Genomic DNA, 26,775 nt, shown 5'->3' on the forward strand with positions numbered 1-26,775 from the left:
CTCAAAATCCCAGCGCGGCGCGGCCGAGGGTGAGGCGCGTCGAATCGTCCTGCGGCGTGTGCACGCGGCCGCACAGAACGTCGCGATGGTGCCGCTCGAGCGGGTTAGCGCGGGAGAACCCGTGATTGCCCGTCAGCGCGAGCGCATCATCGACTACTGCGATGGCGTTATTGGTGACGGTGAGCTTGATGGCATTGGACTCGGCCGGTGACAGCGCGATCCCGTCATCGAAGTCGCGGGCGAAGCTGTCGATGAGGCGCGCGTTCACCGCGAGCCGCGCCTCGATGCCGCCGAGGATCTCCTGGGCTCGCGGCAAGGTCGCCAGCGGTGCCCCGAGACTTGAGGGTATGCGGTGTTTCAAGAACCCGATCAGCCAATCGCGCGCGGCGCGCGCGATGCCGTCATAGATCGCCGCAATGAACACGCTATGCGTGGCGGCCTGCGTGACGTCGAGGCCGCGCCAATCCGCTGGCCTGCGTAGGTCGATTTCATAGTCGAGCGGAATCACGACGTCGTCGAAGATCACGTCGTGACTTCCGGAGGCGCGCAGGCCCAGATGATCCCAGGTTTCGACGATGCGTGTGCCGGGCAGGCCGGCCGGGACAAGGAATTGTCCCATGCGAGGCTCAGGTTCGTCGGTCCGCGCCCACACCAGATACCATTTCAGGATCGGCGCGCCGGTCGAATAGATTTTGTGTCCCGTCAGGCGCCAGCCGGTCTCGGTGCGCCGCGCGACCGTCGCCGGCAAACCGCCGCGCGCGGGCGAGCCAAGCTCGGGTTCGACGCGCAGCGCGTTGACCAGCGCCAAGCCTTCGACAGTTTCGCGCGCGAGCTTGCGTGACAGCCGATCCGGCCAGGTCGGGCTCCGGGCCATCACCAGATGGTTGATGTAGTGCATCGAGAGCACGAGCGCGGTGGATGGGTCCGCCTTGGCGATGATGCCGACAATGCGGACCGCAAGCTTCACGCTGGCGCCGGCCCCGCCAAGCGCAGCCGGCACGGTCAGCGACAACAGGCCCGCCTCGGATAGCTCCCTGAAATTCTCGAAAGGAAAGCTGCCGTCGCGATCGTGCCGGGCCGCGCGTTCTGCAAACCCCAACGCAAGAACCAGCGCGCGCCCAACATAGTCGGAAACGGGCTGCACCACCCCCTCTCGGGCCGCCGAATTTCCAGCCGGCGTCACCATGTGGCGTCAAGTCCCAGAAGGCCAAGGATCTGGCGGCGCAAATCGGCAAGATGGGGATCGCCGCGATGGCGCGGATAGGGCCGCTGGACGCGAATGTCTGCTTTGATGCGGGCCGGGCGTTCACTGAAGACGATGACGCGATGGGCAAGGAACAGCGCTTCCTCGGCGTCGTGGGTCACGAGCAGGGTGGTAAAACCCTTGCGCTGCCAGAGCGAGACGATCTCGGCCTGCATGGTGATGCGGGTCAGCGAGTCCAGCTTGCCAAGCGGCTCGTCGAGGATAAGGATCCTGGGATCATTGACGAGCGCGCGGGCCAGCGCCACGCGCTGCGCCATGCCGCCGGAGAGCTGATGCGGATAGGCGTTGCGAAAGGCCGACAGGCCAACGAGATCGAGCGCGGCATCGACACGCTGACGCTGGCTCTTCAGGATGCCCCGGGCTTCCAGCCCGAGTGCGACATTGTCCCAGACCGTACGCCAGGGAAACAGCGTCGGGTCCTGGAACACGACGACGCGGGAAGGATGCGGGCCTCTGATCCGGGTTTCATCCTGGCGCAGCGTCCCCGCTTTCGGCTTGTCGAGGCCGGCGACGAGGCGCAACAACGTCGACTTTCCGCAACCGGACGGGCCGAGCAGCGCGATAAATTCGCCCGGCTCGACGGAGATGCTGACGTCGCAGAGCACCGGCAGCTCGGCGCCGTCGATGTCGAAGGCGTGGCTCACCTGCTCGATGTCGAGCGCGGCGCCGGCGGGCGGATGGGCGATCGCCTCGGCTGTCGCTGCTGCTACCATTTGACGGTTCCCTTCTGCCAGACCAGCAGGCGGTCGCGGACCGCGAACAAGAGCGTGATCGCGCCGGAGCAAAGCAGCGACATCACGATCAGCGCGGCGTACATGTTGGCGTAGGCGGCCCAGCCCTGCGCCCATTGCAGGTACCAGCCGAGCCCTGCCTTGACGCCGATCATCTCGGCGACGACGAGCACGGCGAAGGAGGAGCCAAGCCCCATGAACAGGCCGACGAAGACGTGTGGGAGCGCGGCGGGGATCGCGACCTTCAGCACCAGGAAGGACGGCCTGGCGCCCAGCGTGCGCGCAACGTCATAATAGGCGCTGCTGACGCTTGCGACGCCAGACCAGGTCAGCACGGTCACGGGAAAGCCCGTCGCAAGTGCAATCAGGAACGTCGAGGCGCTCCAGCTCGACGGGAAGGTGAAGAACGCGATCGGCAGCCATGCGGTTGCCGGCAGCGGCCCGATGAAGCGCAGCACCGGATGCACCCAATAGCCGACCGCGCGCGACCAGCCGATCGAGACACCGGTCAAAAAGCCGACCGTCGCCCCGATCAGATAGCCGCCGAGCTGGAGCTTGACCGAGGCGAAGACGCTGTCGAGAAGCTTCGGCAAATCGTCGGTATAGACCTCCATGATCGCCTGCGGCGGCGGAAAAAAGGGCAGCGGAAGCCAGGCGAACTTGGCCGTCGCGACCTCCCAGACCGACAGAGCCACGCCGAGCGCCAGAAGCCACGGCGCGCGCTTGCGGAGCGCCGAACCAGCGGCACCGAGATAGTCAGCGCCGACCGTCCCGAACAGGACGAACGCCGCAATGACGAGGGCCGCAATCCCCAGCGAATGCGTCCGCGACCAGTCGCCGACGTCCTCCCACCACAGGCAGGACAGGCCAAAGCCGACCCACGTCAGGCTAGCGGTGAGACCCGCGCCCGATTCCTTCAACCAATTGAGCCCAGGCTCGCGCGCGGAGCGCGGCGCCCTCGAGGGCAGGCCGTCAGACAGCGAATACGTCGACATAGATGCGCTCCGCGAATTTGGCAGTATCGGTGCTCTGCTTGAACACCGAGACGCTCTTCAGATCGTCGGCATAGGCCTTGAGCTCGCCCTTCAGGACCTCGCCGACGGGATGGTGGTGGTGGGTGTGATAGCGCACCATGCCCTCGAGATCGGCGAGCGACGCCGCCTTCGGGGCATAGGGCTGGAACGACTTCGCGGCCACGGTCGGGTTCTGCGAGGTGAACATCGCCGCGTCGAGCAGTGCTTGCGTGATAGCGCGGGCGACCTGCGGCTCCTCGCGGACCAGGCTGCCGCGCAGGCCGACGATGCAGCAACTCTTGTCGCGGTATTCGCCGTTAAGGTTGGAGGCGACCTCCTTGTACTGGCTGTCCTTCAACCAGAGATAGGCCAGCGGATCGGATGAAAGGAAGGCCTGCACCTCGCCCTTCTCGACCGCGACATTGAGAAGGTTGCCAGGGTAGGCTCGCCAATCGACCTCCTTGATGGGGTCGATGCCGAGTTTCGAGAGCTGGATCGAGAAAAAGTTCTTGTCAGGCCCCGCGAGATCGCCGACCGCGACGACCTTGCCCTTGAGGTCGGCGAGCTTGTCGACGCTGGAACCGGTGTGCGACAACACGCGCATGCAACCGCCATGGGTGCCAGCAGCGATCTTGACGTCAAACCCCTGCTCGAGAGGTTTCAGCCAACGCAGCGCCATGCCGAGGCCGGCGTCGCTCTTCCCGGTCGCGATCGCCTCGAGGAGCTGATCGGTCGAGCCGGAGTAGTTGACGAGCTCGACATCGAGATTCTGCTTCTGAAAGAAGCCGTGATCGATGGCCACAGGCAGCGGCGCGAGGCAGACCGCACCTGCGTTCCAGGACAGTTTCAGCTTACGCGGAGCACCTGTCAGCGCAGGCACATTGGAAGATGTCTGGCACAACGGGAATTCCGAGAAGTCGATCGCAGGTGTGAGCCCGCCCGGTGCAAAGGCCTCGGCGCCCAAGGTTCCGAGCGGCGCCGCGAATGCCGCCGCCAGACCCGCCTGCAACAGATGTCGCCGATCGAGTTTGGTCGGCTGGCGCTTCTCTTCGTCTCTCATAGGTATCGGATCCTGCCGCTGGACACAGCTTCGCCGTTTGCGCAAGCGCCGGGCACTGCGCATGTTCCGTGCGGAGCTGCGTTGAGAGAAAGACTTTCCCGGGGCGATCACTCGCCTCGTGATTGCGAGACGGAAAGGATGCCGCGCGTTTGGCGTATCGTCAATGAAATGGAATTTCGAATGTGTGGAGCGGCAAGGTCATTCTCTCTTCGTCGTGCCGACAAACGACGAAACGATTTTCATGTTCGCGGATCGCTCCGATCACTTCCCGGTCGCTCACCTCAGACCTCAAGGAAATTGTCAGCCTTGGGGACGAGGTCGTTCGGAGAGCAACGCGCGTGCAGCGCGCTCCGCATCACGCGGCGAACGGAACTCACGCCCTTCCAGGCTGTCGAACAAATGCTCGGAGGAGAAGAAGCGAAAGCATCGCTTGTCCTTTTTGATGATGCCGGCAGTACGGTCGTTGATTTCGATGATGTAGGCTTCAGTCATGACTGGCCGCTCGCCGCCACTTCGGCGTTCTTCGGATACCCTATCTTCTACTTAGGAAGGCTTAGCAGCAACAACAGCCGCCGGTGGCGACAGATATGCGGCACTGCACTATAGAGTGGCGTACGCCGCCTTCGCTTCTCTGCGAGACCAGTTTCACGCGTCCACCCAACTTCGGTGCCTTGCTATGAGCCAACGGCCACCAAGAATTTGTCTAAGGCGCGGCAAGTCGATTCTTGAAGAGTGCAGGCATGCGCCGATTTGCCTTAGTCTTAGGGAAGGGAACGCCTTGGCGAGGACATGCTGACCTGAGCCATTCTTGCCGCATCCTCTTCGTGATCAATCGCGACGTACTGGCCGTTCCAATAAGCGAGTGCCGCGTTGCGTGCCGCCCTTCGGATCTCGCGCACGCGACCGATGACAATGCCGTGCGAATGGCGCTCGACGATCTCCTCGACCTCGCAATCGAGCGCGGCGAGTGCATCGACGAGCAAGGGAGCGCCCGACAAGCTTGAGCTCCAATCGGAACCGGCAAAGCGGGCGGCGCCCTTCAGCCCGCCCTTGCCGGCAAAGCGCTCGGCAATGTCAAGCTGATCGGCATTGAGGACGTTCACGCAGAAGGTGCCGAGGCGCTGGATGAGCGGAAACGAGGAGGCGTCGCGATTGATACTGACGATCAGCGTCGGTGGATCGACCGAGAGCGACGTCACCGAGGTCACCGTCATGCCGGTTATGTCCCTGCCCCGCCCGGCCGTAACGACGCTGACGCCGCCGGCGAGATGGCGCATGGCGTCACGAAAATCTGCGGCGGGAACGGCGGGATCCATGACGAGAGGACGGGGAAGCGCATTCATGGCGGACTCGCTCGGTTTGGCCTGTCGTATCTAGATTCGCTCATCGCCCGAGAGAAGGGCGCGCAGGATCGAACCTTCGAGATCGGCAAGGCCCACCGATCGGCGCTCGCGCGGCCGTGGTACGTTGACGGTCACGTCCTGCGCGATCCGGCCGTCCTCGATCACAAGCACGCGATCGGCCAGCGTGACGGCCTCCGACACATCATGGGTCACCAGGATCGCGGTAAAGCCCTGGTCGCGCCAGACCCGCTCCAGGAGCCGTTGCATCGAAATGCGGGTCAGCGCGTCCAGCGCGCCGAGCGGCTCGTCGAAGGCGAGCAAGCGCGGACGGGAGACCAGCGCGCGGGCGAGCGCCACGCGCTGTTTCTGGCCGCCCGACAGCACCGAGGGCCACTGGTCGCGCTTGTCGACGAGCCCGACCTCGGTGAGCGCCTTCTCTGCGCGCAACTGCGCGTCATCGGATGCACGATCGCGGCCGAGACCGACCTCGACATTGGACAGCACCCGCGCCCAGGGCAACAGCCGCGGCTCCTGGAACATCACGCGGATATCTTCTGCCTGGACCTCGTCACCAAAACTGATGCTGCCGGCGTCGATCCTTGCCAGGCCGGCGATGAGGCGCAGCAGCGTGCTCTTGCCGCACCCGCTCTTGCCCACGATCGCGACGAACTGGCCGGCCGGAATGTGCAGATCAATACCGCGCAGCACCTCGTTGTCGCCGAAGGACTTTCGCAGGCCCCGGATGTTGAGCGACAGGCCACTCACATGGAGCGGCCGCTCATCACGCGCCACACGGGCGTGAGGTGCAGAATTGGCGCGGCTGGCGAGTTCGGTCTCGGGAAGGGACGTACGAAGCGCTGTCTGCATGTCACTCTCAACGTTTCTGGAAAGCGGGGTGCCAGGAGAGCGTCAGGCGCTCCAGCACGCGGGAGGCACTGTCGGCGAGCTTGCCGAGCAGCGCGTAGATCAGGATCGAGAGCACGACGACGTCGATCAGCATGAATTCGCGCGCCTGCATCGCCATGTAGCCAAGGCCCGACGACGCCGCGATGGTCTCGGCGACAATCAGCGTCAGCCACATGATTCCGAGCGCGAAGCGGATGCCGACGAAGATCGACGGCAGCGCGCCCGGGAAGATCACGCGGCGGAACAGTTCGCCGTCACGCATGCCGTAGATGCGGCCCATTTCGATCAGCTGCGGATCGACGGTACGGATGCCGTGCAGCGTGTTCAGATAGATCGGGAAGAACACGCCGAGCGCCACCAGAAACAGCTTTGCGCTCTCGTCGATGCCGAACCACAGGATGACCAGCGGGATCAGCGCCAGATGGGGCACGTTGCGCACCATCTGCAGCGTGGTGTCGGTGAGTTTTGCCGAGAGCTGCGACAGGCCGTTGGCAAGTCCGAAGACGAAACCGATGCTGCCGCCGATCAGGAGGCCGATCGAGGCGCGCCAGAACGAGACCCAGATGTTGCGAACGAGCTCGCCAGACAGCAGCAGCTTCCAGCCCGCCAGCGCGACATCGCTCGGCGCCGGTAGCACGCGCGCCGGCACGAAGCCGGTGATGCTCGCCACCTGCCAGATCGCGATGATGGCGAGCGGGACGATCCACTGGACCAGGCCGTCGACGCGGGGCAGGCGGAAGTTGCGCGGGAGAGAGACGCTGTCGATGAGGCTCATGATTGCGACACCCGATGCTGCGGACGGTAGTCGCTGCCGACCGTCTCGCCGAAAGGACCGCCGTTGAAGTGCAGCTTGGTCACGTTGCTCGGCTGCTGCAGCGAGAGCAGCGGGAAGACCAGCTCTGCGAAGCGATAGGCTTCCTCCAGATGCGGGTAGCCCGACATGATGAAGGTATCGATGCCGATGTCCTGATACTCCCTAATACGCGCGGCGACGGTCTGTGGATCGCCAACCAGCGCCGTGCCGGCACCGCCGCGCACCAGGCCGACACCGGCCCACAGATTCGGCGCGATCTCGAGCTTGTCGCGCTTGCCGCCATGGAGCTGCGCCATGCGCTGCTGGCCGACCGAATCCATGCGCGCAAAGTTCCTCTGCGCGGTGGCAATCGTGTCGTCGCTGACATGCTTGATCAGCTCGTTGGCGGCGCGCCAGGCTTCTTCGTTGGTTTCTCGGACGATCACGTGAAGCCGGATGCCGAAGGAGGGCTTTCGGCCACGCGCGGCGGCGATGTCCCTCACCTTCTCAACCTTCTCGGCGACCAGCGCCGGCGGCTCGCCCCAGGTGAGATATTTGTCGACGGCGTCAACCGCGACGTCGATGCCGGCATCCGACGAGCCGCCGAAATAGAGCGGAGGCCGCGGCGACTGCACCGGATGGAACAAGAGCTTGCCGTCCTCGATATGGATGTGCTTGCCCTCGACATTGACGGTCTTGCCCGCCAGCAAATCGCTGTAGACGTTGAGGAACTCGCGCGTGACCTCGTAGCGCTCGTCATGGCCGAGGAAGATGCCGTCGCCCTTGTTCTCGACGGGATCGCCGCCGGTGACGACGTTGACGAGAAGCCGGCCGTTGGTGATGCGATCGAGCGTCGCGGTCATGCGCGCCGCCACGGTCGGCGATTGCAAGCCGGGACGGACCGCCACGAGATAGCGCAGCCGCTCCGTGAATGGCGCGACCGAGGAGGCGACGACCCAGGAGTCCTCGCAACTCCGTCCCGTCGGCAACAGCACGCCGAAATAGCCGAGCTGATCGGCCGCCTGCGCGATCTGGCGCAGATAGTTGAAATTGACCTCGCGGCCGCCGATGCCAGTGCCAAGATAGCGGCCATCACCGTGGGTAGGCAGGAACCAGAGGATGTTGGCGTTGCTTTTCGTGCTCATGAACCGGGCCTCCGTGCCACGTCGGAAATCTTGATGGATTTGGGGATCAGGTTGAGCGCGAAGAACGCGTCGGCAACCTGCTGCTGGTCGGCGATCACGCGATCGGTGATTGGCTTGATGCCGTAGGCCTGCCGCTTCAGCGCGACCTCGACCACCGCGACGGACAGTCCGATCGCCGGCGCCAGCTGCTCAGCTACCGCGTGGATGTCGCCCTTGGCCCAATCGTCGACCGAGCTCAGCTCGGCGAGCACGGCGTCGACGATTTTTGGATTGGCTTCGAGGAATTTCTTCGAGGAGAAATAGAACTGGTAGTTGGCGACGATGTCGGTTCCGTCAGCGAGCGTGCGTGCACCGGTCGCCGCTTCGGCCGCCGCCTGGAACGGATCCCAGATCACCCAGGCATCGACGGCGCCACGCTCGAAGGCAGCGCGCGCATCGGCAGGCGCCAGGAACACAGGCTCAACTTCCGAATATTTGACGCCCGCCTTCGCCAGCGCCTTGACCAGGAGATAGTGAACGTTGGAGCCCTTGTTGAGCGCGACCCTCTTGCCTTTGAGCTCGACGACCGATTTCAAAGGACTTTCCTTCGGCACCAGGATCGCCTCGCCCTTCGGCGCCGGCGGCTCGTAGGCGACATACCGGATCGGCGCGCCGGCGGCCTGCGCGAAGATTGGCGGGGCTTCGCCGGTGTTGCCGAAATCGATGGCGCCGACATTGAGCGCTTCGAGCAGCGGAGGGCCGGACTGGAATTCCGTCCACACCACCTTGTAGCCGTCCGCCGCGAGCTTCGGCTCCAGCGTGCCCTTGCTCTTCAACAGCACCAGTTTGCCGTATTTCTGGTAGCCGATGCGGACCACCTTGTCCTGACCGTAGGAGGTGCCGACCGCAGCCGCGACGATGCCGATCGACAGCACGATCGCCGCGATCAGACGCTGAATGATGCGCCTCATGTTCAGACCTTTTGAAATGGGGAGACTGGTTGGCACGATCAGGCTGCCGGATTGCGCCAGACGATATCGCGGATCACGATCGGCTTCGGAATCAGGCCGAGCTTAAAGAAGCGATCGGCGACGCCCTGCTGGGTCGCGACGATGTCATCGGTGATCGGACCGATCACGAACTTCGCGCGATCTGCCGCGACGGTCTGGATGTCCAGTGGGACGCCCGTGATCGCTGCCAGCGACTTGGCAACCTCGTCGCGGTGCTGCTCGGCCCATTGACCGGTCGCGCTGGTCACATTGACGATCTGTTGCAGGATCGCGCCGTGGTTCTTCGCGAACGCGCGGTTGGCGATGTAGAAGGAGTTGGTCCTGGTGACCTCGCGTGCATTGATCAGGATGCGGCCGTTCTGCCTGGTCTCGCCGATCGCGAAATAAGGATCCCAGATCGCCCAGGCCTCGATGCTGCCACTAGCAAAGGCGGGACCGGCATCCGGCGGCGTCAGATAGACCGGAGTGATGTCGGCATAGGTCAGGCCCGCCTTCTCCAGCGTCTGCACCACGACATTGTGGGCGCTGGAGCCCTTGGTGAAACCGACGCGCTTGCCCTTCAAATCGGCAATGGAGCGGATCGGCGAATCCTCGGACACCAGAATGCCCTGGCCGTTGGTGATGGGCTGGCCGGCGGCATAGACGATCGCGGCACCTGCGGCCTGGGCAAAGACCGGCGGGGAATCGCCCACCGCGCCATAATCGATGCTGCTGACATTCATCGCCTCCATCATCGGCGGGCCGGACGAGAACTCGACCCATTTCACCTCGATGCCTTGCGGAGCGAAATGTTTTTCCAGGGCCGCCCGCTGGCGCGTGATGACCAGCACGCCGGTCTTCTGGTAGCCGATGCGAATTTCCTTCACCGCACCTTGCGCATTCGCGCGCGAGGCGAACGCGGCGGCTGCCGCAGTTCGAACGGAGAGTTTGAGAAAGTCCCGACGCTGCATTCCATACCCCAAGCCGCGAGCGGCCGTCATCATTCACGTTGCGAGAATGATGGTGCGGGTTATCGGAGGTGTCGAGCAGCTCAGAAAAATAACAATGCGATTGCTGTCGCACAGAGCAATCACGCGCAATTTGTTTCGACCGTGCGTTATCCGGAGCTGATTTCTTCCGACCTGCGGCAAGTCAAGCAGCCGGCTGATTGGACGAGAGGCATAGGATTCTGGCCGAATGCAACTCTAGCAATACGAGCTCGTGCCACGCGCCAGCAATTTTCGACTGAAGGATCTTCTCACAAGGACCATGGCCGCAGATGATCTATTTTCGAACGAAGCTGATTTGCGCATGAGCCTTGCCAATTTTCGCTGAATTTCTTCAAGAGGTTTGGAATTGGCCTGTTCGTCGTCTATCTTTTGCGAACTCTCTCGACCAAAACGACGGCAACTCATGGCGATGTTGAAGGGAGTCCGTACCGGATCCCTGTTCGGACCGGCGCGGCCGTTCGTCTCGACTCGATTGAGAATATGGGCACCAAGCCAGGTCCTCGAGCCGCATCAGCGCTTCGTCGTTCATCATGAGGACAGCATCGAGGGACTGAACGTCGGCGCCTTCCGGATAGAGGGGGAGACCAGGCCGCGCAACGAGCCGATAATGTGCTTCGGTCGGACTCGTGTCCGGTCTGCTCACGCTGCAAGAACGCGATGACCTTAACTTCACCGCGAAGTGATAAGGGCCCGCCAATGTGGCGATGCGTCAAGTGCGAGAATTGACCGTGTCCGAATTCTTTCGGCGCAGCGGCAACTCCGTCAGCCGATTCCTCCCGCTCGTCGACGAGAATGTCCTCAGCGTCGCGGCTGCCGATAAGGTAACCACCACCTCTTCCGCGATACGCCTCCAGCTAGCGGATCAAATCCCGGCAAGCTCTGCGCCGTGACCTCCCAAATGCCCAGGGGTTCTAGTTGGTCGTCGCGCCAATTCAAGAGTCATAAGCTCGGAAGTTGATGGCATCGTAATATTCACTCGGCTTGGCGTACTGTCGCGGCAGGCGATGCAATGATTTCGACAACCTGCATCTCCTTTTTGGGTCTCAGTTCGACCAGTATGGAGCCACCCTTTTCGACCCCGTTCAAAGCGGCCTTCCAGACCTTGCGCATCGCGCGCCCCAGCGTGACGGGATTAACCGGGCAGTCGGCGACAAGAGGGAACCTGAGATTGCTCGTCACGCCGGCCGCCGCCTTGTAGGCTTTGATGACCGCGCGCGTGGAGCGCGAAGCGCTAACTGTCGACATTCCTTCGATGAGTTCGACAGGCGCAATTCCGTCGCTTGCAGACGTTCGAACGATTGGGATCGTGAGCGTTTCCATGGTCATCGTCACCTCTGAGGATCCAACAACTATAAACAAGTTGGCATTGTTGAGCCACTCGGCGTCGAGACGATCACTTCAGAAATTGACAAAACCAACCCAAACGCGGTGCATTCGGCCGATGGGTGCTGACTTCAAGGCGATGGGTGATAAGGAAGCGGGTGCGCAGCGGCGAGATCAGAAAATCGCGTGAATTCACCTTGGAATGACAGAATGACAGTGCCAGTCGGTCCGTGGCGCTGCTTCCCAATAATAATCTCGGCCTTCCCGCGGGAGGCCTCGAGCTCCGCCGCCCATGCGATGCGAGCAGCCGTCCCGGCCGGCGGTTCCTGACCTTTCAGGTAGTACTCATCGCGGAAGACAAAGAGCACGACGTCGGCATCTTGTTCGATCGAGCCGGACTCCCGCAGGTCCGATAGTTGCGGACGCTTCTCTTCCCGATTCTCGACCTGCCGCGACAATTGCGACAAGGCGACGATTGGCACGTTGAGCTCCTTGGCGAGGGCCTTCAGGCCAACCGTAATCTCCGTCACCTCCCGCACGCGGTTCGGTGCAACCCGATGGGACGTGCCTTGCATGAGCTGAATATAATCGACAACGATTAAGTGGAGGCCACGCTGTCGTTTCAACCGACGGGCGCGCGCCGCCACCTGGCCGATGGTCAAGCCGCCGGTAGAATCGATGTACAGTGGGATACGGCGAATCTCTTGCCGGCGTTGCACGAGCGCGTCGAAGTCATTCTCAGAGATATCGCCGCGCCTGATGCTCGAAGACGAGATCTTCGACTGCTCGGCGATGACACGCGTCGCGAGTTGCTCGGAGGACATCTCGAGCGAGAAGAAGGCGACAATGCCGCCCGACATCTCCGGCGTGGAACTACTGCCTTCCCGCGGTGCTTCGTAGGCTCGCGCCACGTTGAACGCGATATTCGTAGCGAGCGACGTCTTGCCCATGCCGGGCCGTCCGGCGATGATGATGAGATCGGACGGCTGGAGGCCTCCCATCTTGGCGTCGAGATCTTTAAGACCAGTTGGAAGGCCTGAGAGCTTTCCATCGCGCTGATAGGCGAGCGCTGCCTTGTCGATCGCTTGCGTGAGCGCCGCGTCAAACGTCTCGAACCCGCTGCCGAACCGGCTTGTTTCCGCGACCTCGTAGAGCCGCTGTTCCGCGTCTTCAACCTGTTCGCGTGGCGGGCAATCGACGGCAGAATCAAACGCGGCATTGCGAATATCGTCGGCAATGTTGATCAACTCGCGCCGCATCGCCAGATCGCAGATGGCGCGTCCGTAGTCGACGGCATTGAGCACAGTCGTCGCTTCGGCCGCTAGTCGTGCCAGATATTGAGGCAGCGACAGTCCGGCCACATCAAGATCGGGCGGCAGAAAGGTCTTCAGCGTAATGGGGCTCGCAACCTTGTTCGTCTCAATCAACCCCGCCATGACGTCGAAGATCGCACGATGCAGCGGTTCAAAGAAATGATCCGATCGAAGAAAGTCCGATACGCGATAGAACGCCTCGTTGTTGACGAGGATCGCGCCGAGCAAGGCTTGCTCGGCTTCAATATTGTGCGGCATGGTACGACCCGACATCACGGACATCGGGTCGCGCTGGGCCGCCGCCTTCGCCATTTTTGACCTTTGTGGCGACCCGATTGGTCGCCAACGTTTTGCATCAACAAGAATCAAATTTGTGCTGTAGAGTTTACCGTCGCCGCGCGCGGGATGGCCAGCGGCGTCTTTACCAAGTTAAACTAAAACAGGTCTTGCACAGAGCCACGAATCGTACGGCATCTCCGGCTTCATGAAATACCTAATTTTGGTGTCCATCAAACCGGCAGCAGCTCAATCTGTTGTGCCATCCAGGTGAGCGCAGCGACGACTTTCGTTAAGCCATGTGGGTCGCCTGCGATTGTGCTGAGGGAAATGCTCGGATATTTGGCTAGGTCCGCCTCAGTTAAGCGAACACCTTCGATTTCGTTGAAGCGCCGCATTAGCTCGCGGCGCGCCTCTATCGGTCCAAAGACAGGCTTGTTCTCCAGAGAGCCAAATTGGATCCAGAGTTTGCCATCGGACGACAAATACGCAGGATTGATGCCCACTCCATTTGGCTTGAAAGCGGGGTAGACCGAGCCGTTCTCCTTGCCGGTGCCGAAGATGATGCTGCGCGTACCGTCCTTTCGCATCCACTCGTAGATTTGCTTCGCGACTTGAAACTCTTTCGCGCCAACGGTAGCCTCCAGCTTGTCAAAGAGCCGGATTTCATCCCAGCGTTGACCTACGCCGCCACGCTTGGTAGCCGCTTCCTGCGTTTGGCCGTACACTCTCGGCACCAGCACCTTAAGCTCATCGCTTTCAAACTGCCGGAGCTCGATTGCCAGCACCTCTGCAGGGTCCATCTGCTCGTTGAGGAATTCGACGATCCGCCTGAGCTCAAGGGGGATGATATCGGCCACGAAGAGTAACCGGATTCGCTTCGCTTGGAGGTTCGTTTTGACTCGCTGCCAGAATTCTTCGAAGTCTCCTTCTGGCCCTATGAGTTCGACTAGTACTGCCTCCACGGTTTGCCCGGCTTCCTTACAACTCCTCTCCAATCCCGAGCGGAGTGTCTCAACCGACCAGTAGGTGAGACAGTTGGCTGCATAGTCGAGCATCTGGCCTACGACCTCGCGCCTAATGCGGCTATCGCTCTGGCGCTTGATCTCTACAAGAGTCGGAATGCCTTCCTGGTCCAGAAAGACATGATCAATTGACCATTGGGACGCTCCGAGCTCACCAGTGGAAATGGGGACCTCTCGACGCACCAGCGCCCATCGTCGTGGACTTTGCGGGTTGACCTGATCACCAACAAGAAGCTGAGGAAATCGGGACAGCAGCCGTTGAAAATCATCCTCCTTTGCAAAGGAGGCCGGCAGCATAGGAAGGAGCGAATCTTCACCCTGCAGAAGGAACACACCCGACTGATCTGAACCTCGCAGCGGAACGATTTGGAAGCCGCGGTCCTGTAGGTACTTATTTGCCTCAGCACCGCCGCCAAAACTCGATGAGGGAGCGCCGGTAGCCATCGAAATGATTTGCTTAGCCGGATAGAGCCTCCCGTCCCGCTCGATGCCGTACCTGTGCGCCTGATTGTTTTCCCAACCCGTCCAAGGTGGAGTGGCCCGAAGTTCCTTGTCGAAACGCTCCATTGCCTTGGAGATTTCGTCTCCGGAAACAGGTGCTATTGCCATGCGCGATCACCTCCTTTTTGCAATGCTATGAAACTCACTGCTCCATTAGCTCCACCATAACAGCCTGAGGCATCATCAATCTACGATTGTCTATCCTAGCCGGTATCGGGCGGACAGGTCGCTCGGGATCAGGGATTAGTTTCGATTGACCGCTGGATCAAGTTTTTCCCTCATTTCCTCGCCAATCACCGTCACGGCAAGCGAGATCGTAAAAATTACCAAGGCCGGTATGACCGCTATCCACCATGCCGTCGTCAAATAGTCACGACCGAAGCCGACCATGCTGCCCAAGCTGGTCTCGGGGGCCTGGATGCCTACTCCAAGGAAGGAGAGAGAACTCTCCAGAAGAACTACTTGCGGGAGCGCTAGGGTACAGTTGGTAATTAGCACCCCCGCCATGTTCGGCAACAGGTGCCTTCCGTAGATCCGAAACGGCCCCGCTCCCAGGCCCTTCACCGCGATAGCAAACCCCTGGTTCTGCAAGGAAAGCGCCACGCCTCGCGCGAGACGGGCATAGCGTTCCCAACCATGCAGACCCAGGACCATGACGAACATCATCATGCTGTTCTCGAAGACCGTGATCAAAGCCAGGACCATCAGCAGGTAAGGAACGGCCGCCTGAAGATCGATTAGGATGACCAGCAGGTCATCGACCGCACCGCGAAAATGCGCGGCCAAAAGCCCGATGACAATGCCTATCGTCGCGCCGAAACCGGTGGCAAGGAAGGCCACCGCCATCGTCACGCGGATCGAATAAAGCAGACGGACGAGCACGTCCCTGCCCAGGTCGTCAGTGCCGAACGGATGAGACAGCGATCCTCCCAATAGAACAGGTGGAACCAGACGGGCTCGCAGATCCATCGTCTCGTTGCTGATCGTGGATAGCTCCGGCCCAATCAGAGCCATGAGAACGATCCCGCCGAGAAATAGAGCAGCGGCAATGGCCGGTTTCGAAAAATTGGTTGCTCGATTTGTCACTCTAGAGGTCCAATCCGCGGATCGAGCCAAGCGTAGAGCAGGTCGACCGTGATGTTGACTGTGACCATGGAGATCCCGACCAGCACCATGATAGTCTGGACGACCGCGGCATCTCGCATCGTGACCGCTTGAACGAGCAATTGACCCATGCCCGGCCAAGCGAAGACGTTTTCCGTGATTGTTGCGCCGACGAATAGAGAGCCAATTGCAAGACCGATCAGCGTCACCATCGGCACCGCCATATTGGGCAAGGCATGCCGCCAGACCGTTGCGCTAGGGCTCAAGCCTTTGGCGAGGGCCGCGCGCATGTAGGGCTGGTTCATTATTTCGAGCATGGACGTGCGGGCGAACCGCACAAAAACCGCGAACTCCCCAACCGCGACAGTCGTGATCGGCAGGATGTAGTGAAGCGCCGTGTTGTTGCCCGTCGTTGGCAGCCACCCGAACTCGACGCTGAGAGCCAGGATCAGGAAGATTGCGATAATGAATGACGGCACGCAGTAGCCGGCCAGGGCGACGAAGGTTGTCACTCTGTCTACCGCAGTGCCGCGTCGGTGGGCGGTGAAGACGCCTAGCGCCAGCCCCAGAAAGACTGCGACGAGCAGTCCGGATCCCATCAGAGACAGGGTTGCCGGAACCCGCTCCAGCACCGCTTCCAGAGCTGGACGCCGTCCAATGAAAGACTGCCCGAAGTCGCCATGAAGCAGGGCAGTTATGAAGGTGATGTATTGTTCGAAAAGCGGCTTCTCTAGGCCCCACCTCGTGTTGAAGGCCGCGATGGCGGCCGGGTCGGCTTCCGCCCCCAGCATGGCGCTGGCGCCGCTGCCGGACGTACGAAGCACGATGAAGGCGAACGTCATCAGGAGCAGGATTGTTATGGCGGCGCGCGCAAGTCGCCGAAGGAAAACCATAGCCATCTTCAGACCTGTATGGCTGCAGGAAGCGATGTGCCGTCTCTGGGGGCCAGCGGCTCCTCTGAACGGGACTCATGACGGCGGGGAATGGATGAGACGAGCATCCTGGTGTAGGGATGCTGCGGGTCCTCAAGGACTTGCCGACATTCGCCGACTTCGACCATCTCCCCCTTCTTGAGGACGGCGACCCGGTCGCATAGGTACCTGACCTGCGTCAGGTCGTGGCTGACGAACAGCAGTGACAGACCTAGACGCTCCCGCAGGCCGTGCAAAAGCTTCAGGATCTGCCGCTGGGTGGAAGCGTCAAGAGCGGAGACGGGTTCGTCGCAGATCAACAAGCGCGGTTGCAGCATCAAAGCGCGTGCCAGAACAACGCGCTGACGCTGCCCGCCGGACAGCTCATGCGGAAGACGATCGGCGAAAGAGCGGTCCAATTCAACCAGCTCGAGCATTTCCAGGCATTTTCGAGCCCGCTCCCTTCGGACGCCAATGTTATGAATATCCAAAGGTTCGCGAAGCTGGTCCTTTATGCGAAGGCGCCGGTCCAACGCACCGGCAGGGTCCTGAAACACGTATTGGACGCATCGATGCAGCGCTCTTCTGGTAGCTTGATCGATCGCAGTCCCATAGGTTACGAGGCCGGAATCAGGATGCTCCAGGCCGGCCACGATACGCGCCAAGGTCGATTTTCCAGATCCGCTTTCTCCGACAAGGCCGAACGCCTCACCGGATTTGATGAAGAAGCTGATGTCCGAGAGAACCGGCCGTCGAAGCCGCGATCCAAACATCCCCGAGCTCCTCGCATAAGATTTTCTCAGCGAAGCGACGCTAAGGATCGGATCCTCGCTGATGGTGACGAAGGTCGCGGGAGGCGTGGTCCATTCCAGCCGCGCCTCGACCAGAGCTTTCGTATACAGGTGTTTTGGATTGGTAAGGACTTCGGATGTCGGGCCGGTTTCGACTATCCGCCCGTGCTGCATCACCGCGACGCGATCGGCGATCATCGAGACAACCGCCAGATCATGCGTCACGAAGAGAATCGCAAGTCCCTGTTCGTCCCTGAGCTTCGTCAGAAGAGCCAGGACCTCGGCTTGTGTGGACACGTCGAGCGCAGTTGTCGGCTCATCGGCGACCAGAAGTCGGGGACCGTGCAGAAGCATCATGCCGGTGACAATCCGCTGATTGAGCCCGCCTGACATCTCGTGCGGATAGCAGTTCATGCGTCCCGCGGCGTCCGCAACCTGCACCTTTTCGAGCATCCCGATCGCCCTATCCTGCGCGGTGCCCTTCGACGTGCCGGTATGATAGCTGATCATCTCGCGGAGCTGGCTTCCGATGGTGCGCACCGGATTGAGCGCACCTGTCGGCTCTTGAAAGATCATCGAGATCTTTCGGCCGCGCAGCGCAGCCTGGCTAGCCCCATTGTCGTCGAGCAGTTCGACATCGCCAAATTTGATCGACCCGGTGGCCGCCACTCGCTTGTCGAGCAGCCCGAGAATCGACAGGCCGCACGTCGACTTCCCGCTGCCGCTTTCGCCGACCAGAGCGACCACCTCGCCGGCACCGATGTCGAGATCGATTCCGTCGAGAGCTACGATCTCTCCTTCCTTCGTTGGAAAAGAGACCCGCAGGTTGCGGATCTCAAGGAGTTTGTGCTCAGGCAGGATATCGCCAGCGACGATCATATCAACCAGCTTGGAGGTTGCCTGCGCGAAGATCCATGAACGCCGTGTCGTTTGGGGTCCATTTGATCTTCCGGCGCTTGCCGTAGAACATGGGAAGCGTGTGGAGGTAGGTGCCTGGCGGGTCCTGTTCGTATATATCGAGAAGGCGGGCGGAGGCGGCACGGCGCTTGGCGTGGTCGAGGCTGAGAAGATCCTCACCGACCTTGTCGAACTCGGCATTGCTCCACTGCTTACGGCTTGGGATCAGACCGCCCTTGCCGTAGAGGCGGAAGATCTGGCCCAGCGGATCCGGATAGTAGGCTGCGTTGGAGATGTTGCTGATGCCTTGTCCAGCAGCCAGAACCTGTTCGGTCGATTCCACCAAGCTGAGCTTGACGTTGAGCCCGACTGCCTTCCACATCTGCTGAAGGACTTGGGCAGTTGTGACCTCGTTCGTGTAGTAGTCCTTGAGATAGCGGTAGGCGATTTCGCCTCCGTCGTAGCCGGCCTCCTTCAGGAGCTTCTTGGCGGCGTCGGGATCGAAGGGCGTCGCCTTGTGCTCGCTGACATACATGTTGCCGAAGGCCTGCATCTGAAGGCCGTTGGGCACGGTCACCTTACCATCGAAGAGAGTATCGACGATGATTTGCCTGTCGATCGCCAGATTTAGAGCGCGCCGAATGCGGGCATCCTTCAGGACCGAGTGCTGGCTGTTGTAAACCAGAGCGCGAATGTTGCGGATCGGACCGCCGACAACTTCGGTGTTTGCATCGCCCGCCAGCGCCTTGAATTGGTCCGGAGCAAGTTCCGTAACGATATCGAATTCGCCTGTCCGCAGGCCCGCGGTACGCGCTGCTGCCTCGGGGGTCAGCTTCAGCGTGAAGGATTTGATCGAAGGCTTCTCGCCCCAATAGCCATCGAATGCTTCGAAACGGATGAACTGGCCCGGACGTACGTCCGCGATGCGGTAAGGGCCGGTGCCCACGACGGAGAGACCCCACTTCTCCCAGTTCTCCGCCTTTCGGAAGCCGGAAGCACTCGGAATCTGACCCATCCAACTTGCAAGGCGCAGCTCGAGCAGGGGATCGGTGCTCTTGGTGGTGATCCGAACCTTGAAGCGCTCGACCGCTTTCACGGAGGCGATCGTGCCCAGAAAGGATACGGCAGTCGTGTAGCCGGGTCCCTGGGCGTCGGCCGAACCGTAACGCACGGCCCCCAACATGAATTCAACGTCCTCTGCCGTGAACTGACTACCATCGTGGCACTTCACGTCCTGGCGGAGATCAAGCTCCAGGGTGAGATCGTTCAAGCGACGCCAGGAGGAGGCGAGACCCGGCTTCAGCTGTTTGGTACCGAAGTCGTAGAAAATCAGATTTTCGATGAGGTTCTGCGATACACGCTCGCTGTCGTTCGAATTCGCTCCCATCGGATCGAGACTTACCGGAAGGCTCGTGACGGCGATCGTCAGATCGGACAATCCCGTGCTAGCGCCTTGAGCCTGGGCGCCATAGACCGCAAAGAGTCCGGCTGCTGCAGAAGCCTGCAGCAGACTGCGACGGTTGAGAGTGATCGGCATAGTTCTTCCTTCTTGGACAAGGTTCATCTGCCCGGCGGACTGCTTCCGGGGGTTTGCGCTAGGGGGTCAATTCTGCTGTGGGCACTGAAGAAAGATGACCGGCCTAGGCTAGACATCTTCCAGCATCGGGCAGCGCGCGACTTCGACATGGACGCCCGAAGCCGAAAGCACCTCCGCGAAGGTCTTCGGCGGGTCCTCGTCAGTCACGATGGTGTGAATCGAAGAGAATGGCGCGACGCACCACGACGCATTCCGGCCGAAATTGCTGCTGCGCGCGAGCACCATGACGCGACGCGAGCGTGAGACCAGTAGACGGCGGAGCTGCGCGGTATAGGATTCATTGGCCAGCATCCCGGTTTCGAGATCGAAACCCGACGTGCCCATAATCGTCAGATCGAAAAGCCGGTTTCGTATTTCCTGTAGCGGCGCCTCGCCTCGTAGGAACTGATCACGACGATGAAGAATGCCGCCAGTCAATTCGATTTCGTGAGGGCCGGCGGACGCGGCTTCCGCGACAGCCGGCATGTTGGTCAGGATGTGAAGTTCCGGCTGCCCAACGAGCAGTTTGGCGACACGGACGGTCAACGAACCTTCGTCAATAAAAACCGTCCGGGTTTTCCCGATCAATGGCAGAGCGGCCGCGGCGATACGGTCCTTCACTTCCGCGGCGTCGGTCATGCGATGGGATAATGACGTATCGTAAGCTGGTGTTCCCCGGATCGCCCCGCCATGAACTCGGCGAACGACGCCTGCCGCCTCGAGCTGCTTGAGATCTCGTCTTACCGTCTCTTCGGTGACTGCGAATATCTGGGCGAGGTCTGTGATTCTAGCATCGCCACGTTGAGTGACATGTTCGCCGATCCGCTGTTGACGCTGAGGTGCCAGAAGGCCGCCTTTCTCTTCGCCGCGCAGCCCGTTCTTCGTATTTGGAGCCATTGCAGGTCCTTAGGCTTGATGGCGGACACGTAGCAGCACTCCTTGAAGTCTGTGTGACAATGTTGCCTAATGTCCGAAAGCAAAGCAAAAAGGCAACACAACACAATATATTGCCAAACCGCGGGACGGCGGTGTATCGCAGGTCAAAACCTCAGGCGCGCCTGTTCTGTACGGACGGCAGGGCGAAAACGAGCGATGCACAAGCGATGCGCCTATCTAGGAGACGGATTCCGGCAATCGAAATCTGGTCGATGGACGATCTGTTGAACCGCAGCCGGTCCTTCGCGAGACTAGGCAGGAAGGAAATCCGCCGGCTTCCTCTGGGAGGCCTCGGAACTCCCTTGGAGCCTCTCGCCGGAGCAAGTGACTACTTGCGCCTGCCGAATCTTCTTATTAAGCGCGATGATCTCACAGGACTGGCCGGTGGCGGGAACAAGGTTCGGAAGCTAGAATTCTTTCTCGGAGAACATCTTGAGCCGCAGCACGACACGCTGGTCACCGTGGGGGCCATCCAGTCGAACCATGCGCGCCAGACAGCCGCGGCCGCTGCGCGATGCGGATTGCGTTCGGTGCTGGTTCTCGAAGATCGTAGGCCGGACAGCCATGATCCAAACTACGAGGGGTCCGGCAATATCCTGTTGAACAGATTGCTGGGTCCGGAGATCATCCGGACCGATACCGCCGGGCACGCGACGGCGCTCGACCAGGTTTTGACACGCCTGCGAAACGAAGGACGAAACCCGCTCTTCATTCCGAGCGGAGCATCTACGCCTTCCGGAAGTCTGGGCTACATCCATTGCGCAGCCGAAATGTGGTTTCAGGCCTCAGCGCTGGGCTTATCGATTGAGAACGTCGTGACCGCAAACGGGAGCGCCGGAACTCAGGCGGGCTTGATTGCAGGATTCAGATTGCTTGGAAAAGACGTCAAGGTCTGGGGCATCTCACATGGCGAACCGTCCAACAAGCGGGGCAAGGTCAAAACTCTTTTGAACGACATCGAAGCGTTCCTAGGCGTAGATCTAGCGGTTAGCGAAGAAGAGATATTGAGCGTAGGGGACTACGTCGACGGCGGCTACGGCGTTCCAGGCGATGCAACCCGCCAAGCGATGCAAATCATCGCGAAAGCGGACGGGATTATCCTGGACCCCGTATATACCGGAAAGTCGTTCGCAGGCCTTTGCGGGCTTGTGAAGAAAGGTGCGATGTCGCGAGGCGAGGTTACGGTGTTCTTACATACCGGCGGTACTCCCGGCCTATTCGCCTACGCCAATCATCCAGCCTTCAACAGCTGATCTCCACGACTTTCGATGTCCCTTTCGGTTCTGACTTCACGTACATGCAGGCTCTCACGCTGCAGGCAAAGTCGTCGACTGCAAATTTGAACGGCCCGGCCGGCCAGGTTGATTGGGTTTGCGCGCAATTGCGCAGCCTGCGTGGCGCACCGTAAACAGAGAAACCTCTGGCAACCTGTAGTCATGTCGTATCGCCGTTGCAATCATTGGCGGAATTGACTAGAGAAGCTGCGTAGAGTGGGAAGGTCGGCGCATGAACCATGACAGTTCATCCGGCATGCTGGAAATCGCAGGGACTGATAAGGGGCGTTTCGCCGCATGAAAGAGTGTGATCAGACAGAACGAGATTATCGAATTGGCGGAACGGTTAGCGGAACATACGCCAAGCGGCTCAACTCCGCCAAATGAACCAGTTTCGTCGCTATCGCCCGACCTTCCCACCTAGATCAACACGGACTTGGCTGCGCAGCGAACCAATAACGTGCTTCGGTCGGACTCGTGTCCGATCTGTCCACGCTGCAAGAATTCGATGACATTGACTTCGCCGCAAAGTGATAAGGGCCCTCCAGTATGGCGGTGCTTCAAATGCGAAATTTGACTGAGATTGTCCGAATTCTTTGCCGTGAGCTCTTGAAACTCCGATGCGCCGTCCGCCCGTACTACGACAGCGGACGGTAAGCGTTCTCAGGAATCTGGCGATTTCGTTTGTACGCACGCCTTCCAGTTCAGACCGTGGATTTCATCGCCTGCGCCGCGCAATCTCGTCAGCGACTGCCTGCGCGGCGCGTAAAAGCCGTTCATGCATCGTCTCGAACATGTCGAGGACGTCATCATTAGGTTCATTCCTGCCCTCTTCGATGGCCTTGGTAACCAGTTCGTCGAGAGGCGTTTCCGTCAATTGACCCTTCTCCAGTAGGTATTCAAATAGCCCGTAGCTATTAGGTTGCGGTTGGATGCGGCCGTCCGAGTTGCACCAAGCCCGGAAGGTCTGATGCCCCATAACGGCTTGTTCGACCACCTCCGCCTCCAGTGGGATCAGCGTACCCCACGGCTCGTCCTCCTCGTCAACGAATCCTGCCACGTACATCTGTTGCTCATCAGCGCCTTCATCGCGAGGACGAAGGAATGGCGTGAGGACGATTTGAGAGGGCTTTGCCATAATAATCTCTCCAGGGGGAGAGAGCACCAGTTTCATCAGTACATGGCGGCATCAGGGCCTGCGCCGAATACGCTGGACATGTGAATAATGCAAACCGTAGGAGCCGCTGTGGGGGACCCACGAATTAGCCGTTCGTTCTCTCATTCACCGCTCTGGCAGATAACTTATTCTAACGCGCCACCCGATCGTATCTGCCACTCTCTGTCCATCTCCTCGCCTGCCCGCAGCCATATCCCACCGATCCTTGTTCTTCGACCCAAGCATTCGGGTCCATTCCCCAACGACGCTAGCGTCTATCGGAATGATCCGGTCCGCATACGCTTTCTCGATTGCAGTGATCGCCTTGAGCAAGTCTGCTGCCCTTTTCGGTTCGCGTCGCTTCAACATCTCGGCGCCGCGCCGTTTTTCGAAGAGTGTAGCCGCGCTCAGACGGAGGTCGGAATCGTCGACCGTTGTAAGTCACTTGCGCACGTTCGCGTTGCCCGCGCACCAAACTCGCGAAGCACGTTCTCGTCGATCAAATACGCGGTCACGGAATCAGGCGCGGCGCAACCTCGCCCGCCTCGGCTTCTTCATCGAAGGCGCCGAGGTCGGCTAGCTCTGCCAGGGCCCGCTTCAGGCTCCTCGGAGGATAAGGGCGTCCTCGCTTTGGATACGCCTTGGCATATTCGATCGCGGCCTCAACCTGATCGCGCGTCAGCAACGGAAAATCGTCGACAATCTCCTGGACCGATTGGCCACGGGCCAGGGCCGCCACCATGTAGACAGGAATTTTGGTGCCTTTAATGATCGGTTCGTTACGACCAGTTCCGACTTGCACCCGTCGGCGCAGTTCGTCGAGACGATGAAGACGGCTCTTGAGGTCGGCGTCGATCTTGCCGAGATCCAGGACCAATTCGCCGAACGCAACTCGGTGCGCGTCGAAGGAGAGCTGCCGGATCGCCTCATAGAGGCGACGCCGACCCGCGGGGGTAAGATCTCTTTCCAATCCGTCGGCGACCAGCAGGTAGCGCATCTCCGTAGGGCCGAGGAGGCGCTGAACTCCGCTTCCGGCGCGTCGCTGACGTGCGCGAACGACGCCGGTATCGATAGCCTTGTTGAGCGCAGCCGCCGACCGTTTCAGCACGTAACCTGCTTCCGTGAGTGTCAGGACTTGGGCGGAAGACATGCGGAGCTTCGTCAATAATTCATCCCCAATCTAAGGATGAATTAGGAGGTGACAAGGCACAGCGTAGAGGACATGGGGACCATGATCTCTCTGGTGCATGTCATTCAAATGCATTACATTAACCGCGAATGAAGGAGGTCGCGCTATGGCTTCGAATGCCCTGGTCCAAACGCGCATCGATGCGGACGTAAAGGAAAAGGCCACCGCAGTTCTGGAAAATATGGGTCTTACGGTATCGGACGCCGTGCGGATTCTGCTGACACGCACGGCCAACGAAGGGATGCTTCCGCTGGAGCTCGTGAGCAACAGCCAAGCTTACGATAGCTGGTTCCGTGCGAAGGTACGCGAGGCGCTGGGGGACACCCGGCCCGATCTCGATAATTCCGAGATCGAAGCGCATTTTGCACAACGCCGTGCCGCTGCGCTTCGAAAAGCGGCGGAGCCTAAGCGGTGAAGCTCGTCTGGTCGCGCTTCGCGCTGTCCGATCGCGACGGCATCTTCAGCTACATCGAGGCCGAGAATCCCCGTGCCGCGGTTCATGTCGATGAACGGATTGCCGACGCCGCGCGGCGCTTGCTGGACTTTCCTGACAGCGGCCGGCCCGGGCGCGTCGCCGGCACGTGCGAGTTGGTCATCCCGCGCACCCCTTATGTCGCAGCCTACCTGGTTGACGGTGATATCGTTCGCGTCTTGCGCGTGCTTCACGGCGCGCAGATGTGGCCCGACGAACTTACCAATGACGATTGAGGCTCCGTCAGTAGCCTGTCTCGGTCCGATCTGCAGCTTCTTCGTCATCGTCGTTGTCACCATCATCGTCGTCTGCCGGCAAGGGGTCCGGAAACTCCCCGGCCAGCATTTGTCCTTGCTGAGCAGGCCGGCGTCCTCGAGCATGTCCATGTCCGGAAGATCGCGCAGCGTCTGAAGGCCGAAGTGCGACAGGAACGCCTTGGTCGTCACGTAGGTGTAGGGCGCGCCGGGCTGCGGGCTCCGCGGCCCCGCGTCGATGAAGTCTAAGCCCCGCAGACGCCCGATGGTATCCCTGCTGACCTCCTTGCCGAAGAAGGATGACAATTCGCTGTGATTGATTGGTTGTAATAGGCGATGCAGGCGAGGATCAACGCTTCGGTCCTGCGACAAATCTTTGCCATTGTTACCGGCCGCCGATGCCAGGACCGAACGTCATATCCCAAACTCGATCGCAACGGTGCGACGATGCTGCGCGTTGCGCTCCTCAGTCGCCTGCAACGGTGTCCTTGCTGTACCGCACTCGTGAAAAGCCGCGCGCCGCCAAGCGACTTATGACACAGTAAGACTAGGATAGGATATTTTCACTCGCATCACTGGAGGCGGCGATCTGCTGGGCAAGCTTGATCACCCGCGCGTTCACGTCGTCCCAGTGGATGAGGTTGCGGGCATCGTCGGCCACCGCTACGAGAATTGCCGCGATCAGTTCCGGATCCGGCGGCAGCGGGATATATTCCTTCGCTCCGGCATGGATCGCCGCGACCGAGGCGCTGGCGGCGTTAGTGATGCCGCAGGCGACGATCGGCACATGAATGTGCTCGGCTTCCAGTCGCATTGCGAGCTTGCGGATGTCGAGCCCGACGTCGACCAAGAGTAGGTCAAAGCCCTTGCCGCCACGCAACACCCGCATCGCCAGTTCATGATTCTCGACGCGGGTGACAGTCGTGCCATTGTCCATGGCGATCTTGGTGGCCATCGTGAGCAGGCCCTTCAACGAACCGATAATGAGAAGCCGCATGCTACTATCCTCTAACGTCTATTCGCATCGTCCACGACGCGAGTCCCTCTATTCAATGCACAATATGCTTTGCAGTCATTACGTGCGTTCCAAGGTGACGCCGAGGCTTATCTTCCACCAGCGCGCCACCAGGCGGTTGTTCCTCAGCCAATCTACGTATGGTTGTTGAGTACCTGCCATAGGTCAAGTCCAAATAGAGCATCGCGCGGTGCGCCCGGAGCATCACTTCTAATATCGAGCAATCAATCGCGCCCCAAAATTGCACACGATGACGTAATTGCGGCTGGGGCTCGTGCAACAAAATGATCACGGCATGGTCGAGCTCACGCAAATAACCGATTCGGAGCAACTGCCATGAAGCAATACATTGGGCTGGGCATCTCGCAAAAGATTTCTTGCGACGCCGGCGCAATAAAGCCGCCGGGCAAGCCGTGCGGCGAGAAGCGGCAGCGTCAGGATCTGCCGACCCGTAGCCCCTTCGCGAGCCGCATCGAGCCGTCGCATTCGCAGCGCCAAAGGTCCATCGACCACTGTACGGATCTGCATT

The 26,775-nt window shown here is 60.5% G+C and carries 25 protein-coding genes and 2 pseudogenes; 3 read left to right on the forward strand and 24 right to left on the reverse strand.

Going from position 1 to position 26,775, the window contains the following annotated elements:
* Position 1: 1 nt before the first annotated feature.
* The 19 genes from JJE66_RS35095 to JJE66_RS35185 all read right to left on the reverse strand — a co-directional run bounded on the left by JJE66_RS35095 (position 2) and on the right by JJE66_RS35185 (position 20,847).
* Positions 2-1,186, reverse strand: a complete 1,185-nt coding sequence (locus JJE66_RS35095) for an acyl-CoA dehydrogenase family protein (RefSeq protein ID WP_200520358.1) — start codon at positions 1,184-1,186, stop codon at positions 2-4.
* On the reverse strand, positions 1,180-1,977 hold the full coding sequence (locus JJE66_RS35100; RefSeq protein WP_200520359.1) for an ABC transporter ATP-binding protein: 798 nt from the start codon (positions 1,975-1,977) through the stop codon (positions 1,180-1,182). Before JJE66_RS35100 ends, JJE66_RS35095 begins: the two co-directional genes overlap by 7 nt.
* Positions 1,971-2,990, reverse strand: coding sequence for an ABC transporter permease (locus JJE66_RS35105; RefSeq protein WP_200520360.1), 1,020 nt, complete (start codon positions 2,988-2,990; stop codon positions 1,971-1,973). The genes JJE66_RS35100 and JJE66_RS35105 overlap by 7 nt, the downstream gene beginning before the upstream one ends.
* Entirely contained in the window at positions 2,968-4,068 is a 1,101-nt protein-coding gene (locus JJE66_RS35110) for an ABC transporter substrate-binding protein (protein ID WP_200520361.1), read from the reverse strand. The genes JJE66_RS35105 and JJE66_RS35110 overlap by 23 nt, the downstream gene beginning before the upstream one ends.
* 300 nt (positions 4,069-4,368) lie before the next feature.
* Positions 4,369-4,560, reverse strand: coding sequence for a hypothetical protein (locus JJE66_RS35115; RefSeq protein ID WP_197965674.1), 192 nt, complete (start codon positions 4,558-4,560; stop codon positions 4,369-4,371).
* Positions 4,561-4,829: 269 nt separating this feature from the next.
* A complete protein-coding gene (locus JJE66_RS35120) occupies positions 4,830-5,411 on the reverse strand; it encodes a flavin reductase family protein (RefSeq protein ID WP_200520362.1) in 582 nt (193 codons plus the stop codon).
* 30 nt (positions 5,412-5,441) lie between these two features.
* Complete coding sequence (locus JJE66_RS35125) at positions 5,442-6,278, reverse strand: ATP-binding cassette domain-containing protein (protein ID WP_200520363.1); 837 nt, start codon at positions 6,276-6,278, stop codon at positions 5,442-5,444.
* Between the two features lie 7 nt (positions 6,279-6,285).
* Complete coding sequence (locus tag JJE66_RS35130; RefSeq protein ID WP_200520364.1) at positions 6,286-7,092, reverse strand: ABC transporter permease subunit; 807 nt, start codon at positions 7,090-7,092, stop codon at positions 6,286-6,288.
* Positions 7,089-8,255 carry an FMNH2-dependent alkanesulfonate monooxygenase gene (ssuD, locus tag JJE66_RS35135; protein WP_200520365.1) on the reverse strand — a complete coding sequence of 389 codons (1,167 nt, stop codon included), beginning with the start codon at positions 8,253-8,255 and terminating at the stop codon, positions 7,089-7,091. The genes JJE66_RS35130 and ssuD overlap by 4 nt, the downstream gene beginning before the upstream one ends.
* Complete coding sequence (locus tag JJE66_RS35140) at positions 8,252-9,205, reverse strand: sulfonate ABC transporter substrate-binding protein (protein ID WP_200520366.1); 954 nt, start codon at positions 9,203-9,205, stop codon at positions 8,252-8,254. The genes ssuD and JJE66_RS35140 overlap by 4 nt, the downstream gene beginning before the upstream one ends.
* 38 nt (positions 9,206-9,243) lie before the next feature.
* Positions 9,244-10,194 (reverse strand): sulfonate ABC transporter substrate-binding protein, encoded by a 951-nt coding sequence (locus JJE66_RS35145; RefSeq protein WP_200520367.1) that lies wholly within the window; start codon positions 10,192-10,194, stop codon positions 9,244-9,246.
* A 1,011-nt stretch (positions 10,195-11,205) separates the two neighbouring features.
* Positions 11,206-11,559 carry a hypothetical protein gene (locus JJE66_RS35150; RefSeq protein WP_200520368.1) on the reverse strand — a complete coding sequence of 118 codons (354 nt, stop codon included), beginning with the start codon at positions 11,557-11,559 and terminating at the stop codon, positions 11,206-11,208.
* A gap of 128 nt (positions 11,560-11,687) precedes the next feature.
* Positions 11,688-13,181: a replicative DNA helicase gene (locus tag JJE66_RS35155; protein WP_200520369.1), complete on the reverse strand. Its 1,494-nt coding sequence runs from the start codon at positions 13,179-13,181 to the stop codon at positions 11,688-11,690.
* Between the two features lie 197 nt (positions 13,182-13,378).
* The gene (locus JJE66_RS35160) at positions 13,379-14,779 is read right to left on the reverse strand and encodes a hypothetical protein (RefSeq protein ID WP_200520370.1); all 1,401 of its coding nucleotides are present in this window, start codon (positions 14,777-14,779) and stop codon (positions 13,379-13,381) included.
* 135 nt (positions 14,780-14,914) lie between these two features.
* A complete protein-coding gene (locus JJE66_RS35165) occupies positions 14,915-15,757 on the reverse strand; it encodes an ABC transporter permease (RefSeq protein WP_311980242.1) in 843 nt (280 codons plus the stop codon).
* Complete coding sequence (locus JJE66_RS35170; RefSeq protein ID WP_200520371.1) at positions 15,754-16,674, reverse strand: ABC transporter permease; 921 nt, start codon at positions 16,672-16,674, stop codon at positions 15,754-15,756. The genes JJE66_RS35165 and JJE66_RS35170 overlap by 4 nt, the downstream gene beginning before the upstream one ends.
* A gap of 2 nt (positions 16,675-16,676) precedes the next feature.
* Positions 16,677-18,356, reverse strand: a complete 1,680-nt coding sequence (locus tag JJE66_RS35175; protein ID WP_200520372.1) for an ABC transporter ATP-binding protein — start codon at positions 18,354-18,356, stop codon at positions 16,677-16,679.
* 1 nt (position 18,357) lies between these two features.
* Positions 18,358-19,911 (reverse strand): ABC transporter substrate-binding protein, encoded by a 1,554-nt coding sequence (locus JJE66_RS35180; protein WP_200520373.1) that lies wholly within the window; start codon positions 19,909-19,911, stop codon positions 18,358-18,360.
* Positions 19,912-20,019: 108 nt separating this feature from the next.
* The gene (locus JJE66_RS35185) at positions 20,020-20,847 is read right to left on the reverse strand and encodes a DeoR/GlpR family DNA-binding transcription regulator (protein ID WP_200520374.1); all 828 of its coding nucleotides are present in this window, start codon (positions 20,845-20,847) and stop codon (positions 20,020-20,022) included.
* 251 nt (positions 20,848-21,098) lie between these two features.
* On the opposite strand from JJE66_RS35185, the gene JJE66_RS35190 reads away from it, so the two are divergent.
* A complete protein-coding gene (locus JJE66_RS35190; protein ID WP_200520375.1) occupies positions 21,099-22,139 on the forward strand; it encodes a D-cysteine desulfhydrase family protein in 1,041 nt (346 codons plus the stop codon).
* A 739-nt stretch (positions 22,140-22,878) separates the two neighbouring features.
* Here JJE66_RS35190 and JJE66_RS35195 read toward each other — a convergent pair.
* Positions 22,879-23,334, reverse strand: coding sequence for a hypothetical protein (locus tag JJE66_RS35195; RefSeq protein WP_246756794.1), 456 nt, complete (start codon positions 23,332-23,334; stop codon positions 22,879-22,881).
* Positions 23,335-23,827: 493 nt separating this feature from the next.
* Positions 23,828-24,481 carry a DUF433 domain-containing protein gene (locus tag JJE66_RS35200; RefSeq protein WP_246756796.1) on the reverse strand — a complete coding sequence of 218 codons (654 nt, stop codon included), beginning with the start codon at positions 24,479-24,481 and terminating at the stop codon, positions 23,828-23,830.
* A 130-nt stretch (positions 24,482-24,611) separates the two neighbouring features.
* Between JJE66_RS35200 and JJE66_RS35205 the strand changes: the two genes are divergently transcribed.
* Positions 24,612-24,920: a type II toxin-antitoxin system RelB/DinJ family antitoxin gene (locus JJE66_RS35205; RefSeq protein WP_200520376.1), complete on the forward strand. Its 309-nt coding sequence runs from the start codon at positions 24,612-24,614 to the stop codon at positions 24,918-24,920.
* A complete protein-coding gene (locus JJE66_RS35210; RefSeq protein WP_200520377.1) occupies positions 24,917-25,213 on the forward strand; it encodes a type II toxin-antitoxin system RelE/ParE family toxin in 297 nt (98 codons plus the stop codon). The genes JJE66_RS35205 and JJE66_RS35210 overlap by 4 nt, the downstream gene beginning before the upstream one ends.
* A gap of 210 nt (positions 25,214-25,423) precedes the next feature.
* Here JJE66_RS35210 and JJE66_RS39050 read toward each other — a convergent pair.
* The 3 genes and pseudogenes from JJE66_RS39050 to JJE66_RS35225 form a co-directional block, all read right to left on the reverse strand.
* A pseudogene (locus JJE66_RS39050) lies at positions 25,424-25,603 on the reverse strand (hypothetical protein); the annotation flags it as partial.
* A gap of 193 nt (positions 25,604-25,796) precedes the next feature.
* Positions 25,797-26,228: pseudogene (locus JJE66_RS35220) on the reverse strand (sigma-54-dependent Fis family transcriptional regulator); the annotation flags it as partial.
* 306 nt (positions 26,229-26,534) lie between these two features.
* Complete coding sequence (locus JJE66_RS35225) at positions 26,535-26,774, reverse strand: hypothetical protein (protein ID WP_200520405.1); 240 nt, start codon at positions 26,772-26,774, stop codon at positions 26,535-26,537.
* Between the last annotated feature and the right edge of the window lies 1 nt (position 26,775).

The organism is Bradyrhizobium diazoefficiens (assembly GCF_016612535.1).
GTDB lineage: Bacteria > Pseudomonadota > Alphaproteobacteria > Rhizobiales > Xanthobacteraceae > Bradyrhizobium > Bradyrhizobium diazoefficiens_C.

Coding starts and splice junctions, on each gene's coding strand:
- JJE66_RS35190 (WP_200520375.1), top strand. CDS start 21,099: ATGGACGATCTGTTGAACCGCAGCCGGTCCTTCGCGAGACTAGGCAGG.
- JJE66_RS35095 (WP_200520358.1), bottom strand. CDS start 1,186: ATGGTGACGCCGGCTGGAAATTCGGCGGCCCGAGAGGGGGTGGTGCAG.
- JJE66_RS35130 (WP_200520364.1), bottom strand. CDS start 7,092: ATGAGCCTCATCGACAGCGTCTCTCTCCCGCGCAACTTCCGCCTGCCC.
- JJE66_RS35195 (WP_246756794.1), bottom strand. CDS start 23,334: ATGAAACTGGTGCTCTCTCCCCCTGGAGAGATTATTATGGCAAAGCCC.
- JJE66_RS35180 (WP_200520373.1), bottom strand. CDS start 19,911: ATGCCGATCACTCTCAACCGTCGCAGTCTGCTGCAGGCTTCTGCAGCA.
- JJE66_RS35120 (WP_200520362.1), bottom strand. CDS start 5,411: ATGAATGCGCTTCCCCGTCCTCTCGTCATGGATCCCGCCGTTCCCGCC.
- JJE66_RS35115 (WP_197965674.1), bottom strand. CDS start 4,560: ATGACTGAAGCCTACATCATCGAAATCAACGACCGTACTGCCGGCATC.
- JJE66_RS35110 (WP_200520361.1), bottom strand. CDS start 4,068: ATGAGAGACGAAGAGAAGCGCCAGCCGACCAAACTCGATCGGCGACAT.
- JJE66_RS35125 (WP_200520363.1), bottom strand. CDS start 6,278: ATGCAGACAGCGCTTCGTACGTCCCTTCCCGAGACCGAACTCGCCAGC.
- JJE66_RS35170 (WP_200520371.1), bottom strand. CDS start 16,674: ATGGCTATGGTTTTCCTTCGGCGACTTGCGCGCGCCGCCATAACAATC.
- JJE66_RS35205 (WP_200520376.1), top strand. CDS start 24,612: ATGGCTTCGAATGCCCTGGTCCAAACGCGCATCGATGCGGACGTAAAG.
- JJE66_RS35145 (WP_200520367.1), bottom strand. CDS start 10,194: ATGCAGCGTCGGGACTTTCTCAAACTCTCCGTTCGAACTGCGGCAGCC.
- JJE66_RS35175 (WP_200520372.1), bottom strand. CDS start 18,356: ATGATCGTCGCTGGCGATATCCTGCCTGAGCACAAACTCCTTGAGATC.
- JJE66_RS35160 (WP_200520370.1), bottom strand. CDS start 14,779: ATGGCAATAGCACCTGTTTCCGGAGACGAAATCTCCAAGGCAATGGAG.
- JJE66_RS35100 (WP_200520359.1), bottom strand. CDS start 1,977: ATGGTAGCAGCAGCGACAGCCGAGGCGATCGCCCATCCGCCCGCCGGC.
- JJE66_RS35150 (WP_200520368.1), bottom strand. CDS start 11,559: ATGACCATGGAAACGCTCACGATCCCAATCGTTCGAACGTCTGCAAGC.
- JJE66_RS35155 (WP_200520369.1), bottom strand. CDS start 13,181: ATGGCGAAGGCGGCGGCCCAGCGCGACCCGATGTCCGTGATGTCGGGT.
- JJE66_RS35105 (WP_200520360.1), bottom strand. CDS start 2,990: ATGTCGACGTATTCGCTGTCTGACGGCCTGCCCTCGAGGGCGCCGCGC.
- JJE66_RS35185 (WP_200520374.1), bottom strand. CDS start 20,847: ATGGCTCCAAATACGAAGAACGGGCTGCGCGGCGAAGAGAAAGGCGGC.
- ssuD (WP_200520365.1), bottom strand. CDS start 8,255: ATGAGCACGAAAAGCAACGCCAACATCCTCTGGTTCCTGCCTACCCAC.
- JJE66_RS35225 (WP_200520405.1), bottom strand. CDS start 26,774: ATGCAGATCCGTACAGTGGTCGATGGACCTTTGGCGCTGCGAATGCGA.
- JJE66_RS35140 (WP_200520366.1), bottom strand. CDS start 9,205: ATGAGGCGCATCATTCAGCGTCTGATCGCGGCGATCGTGCTGTCGATC.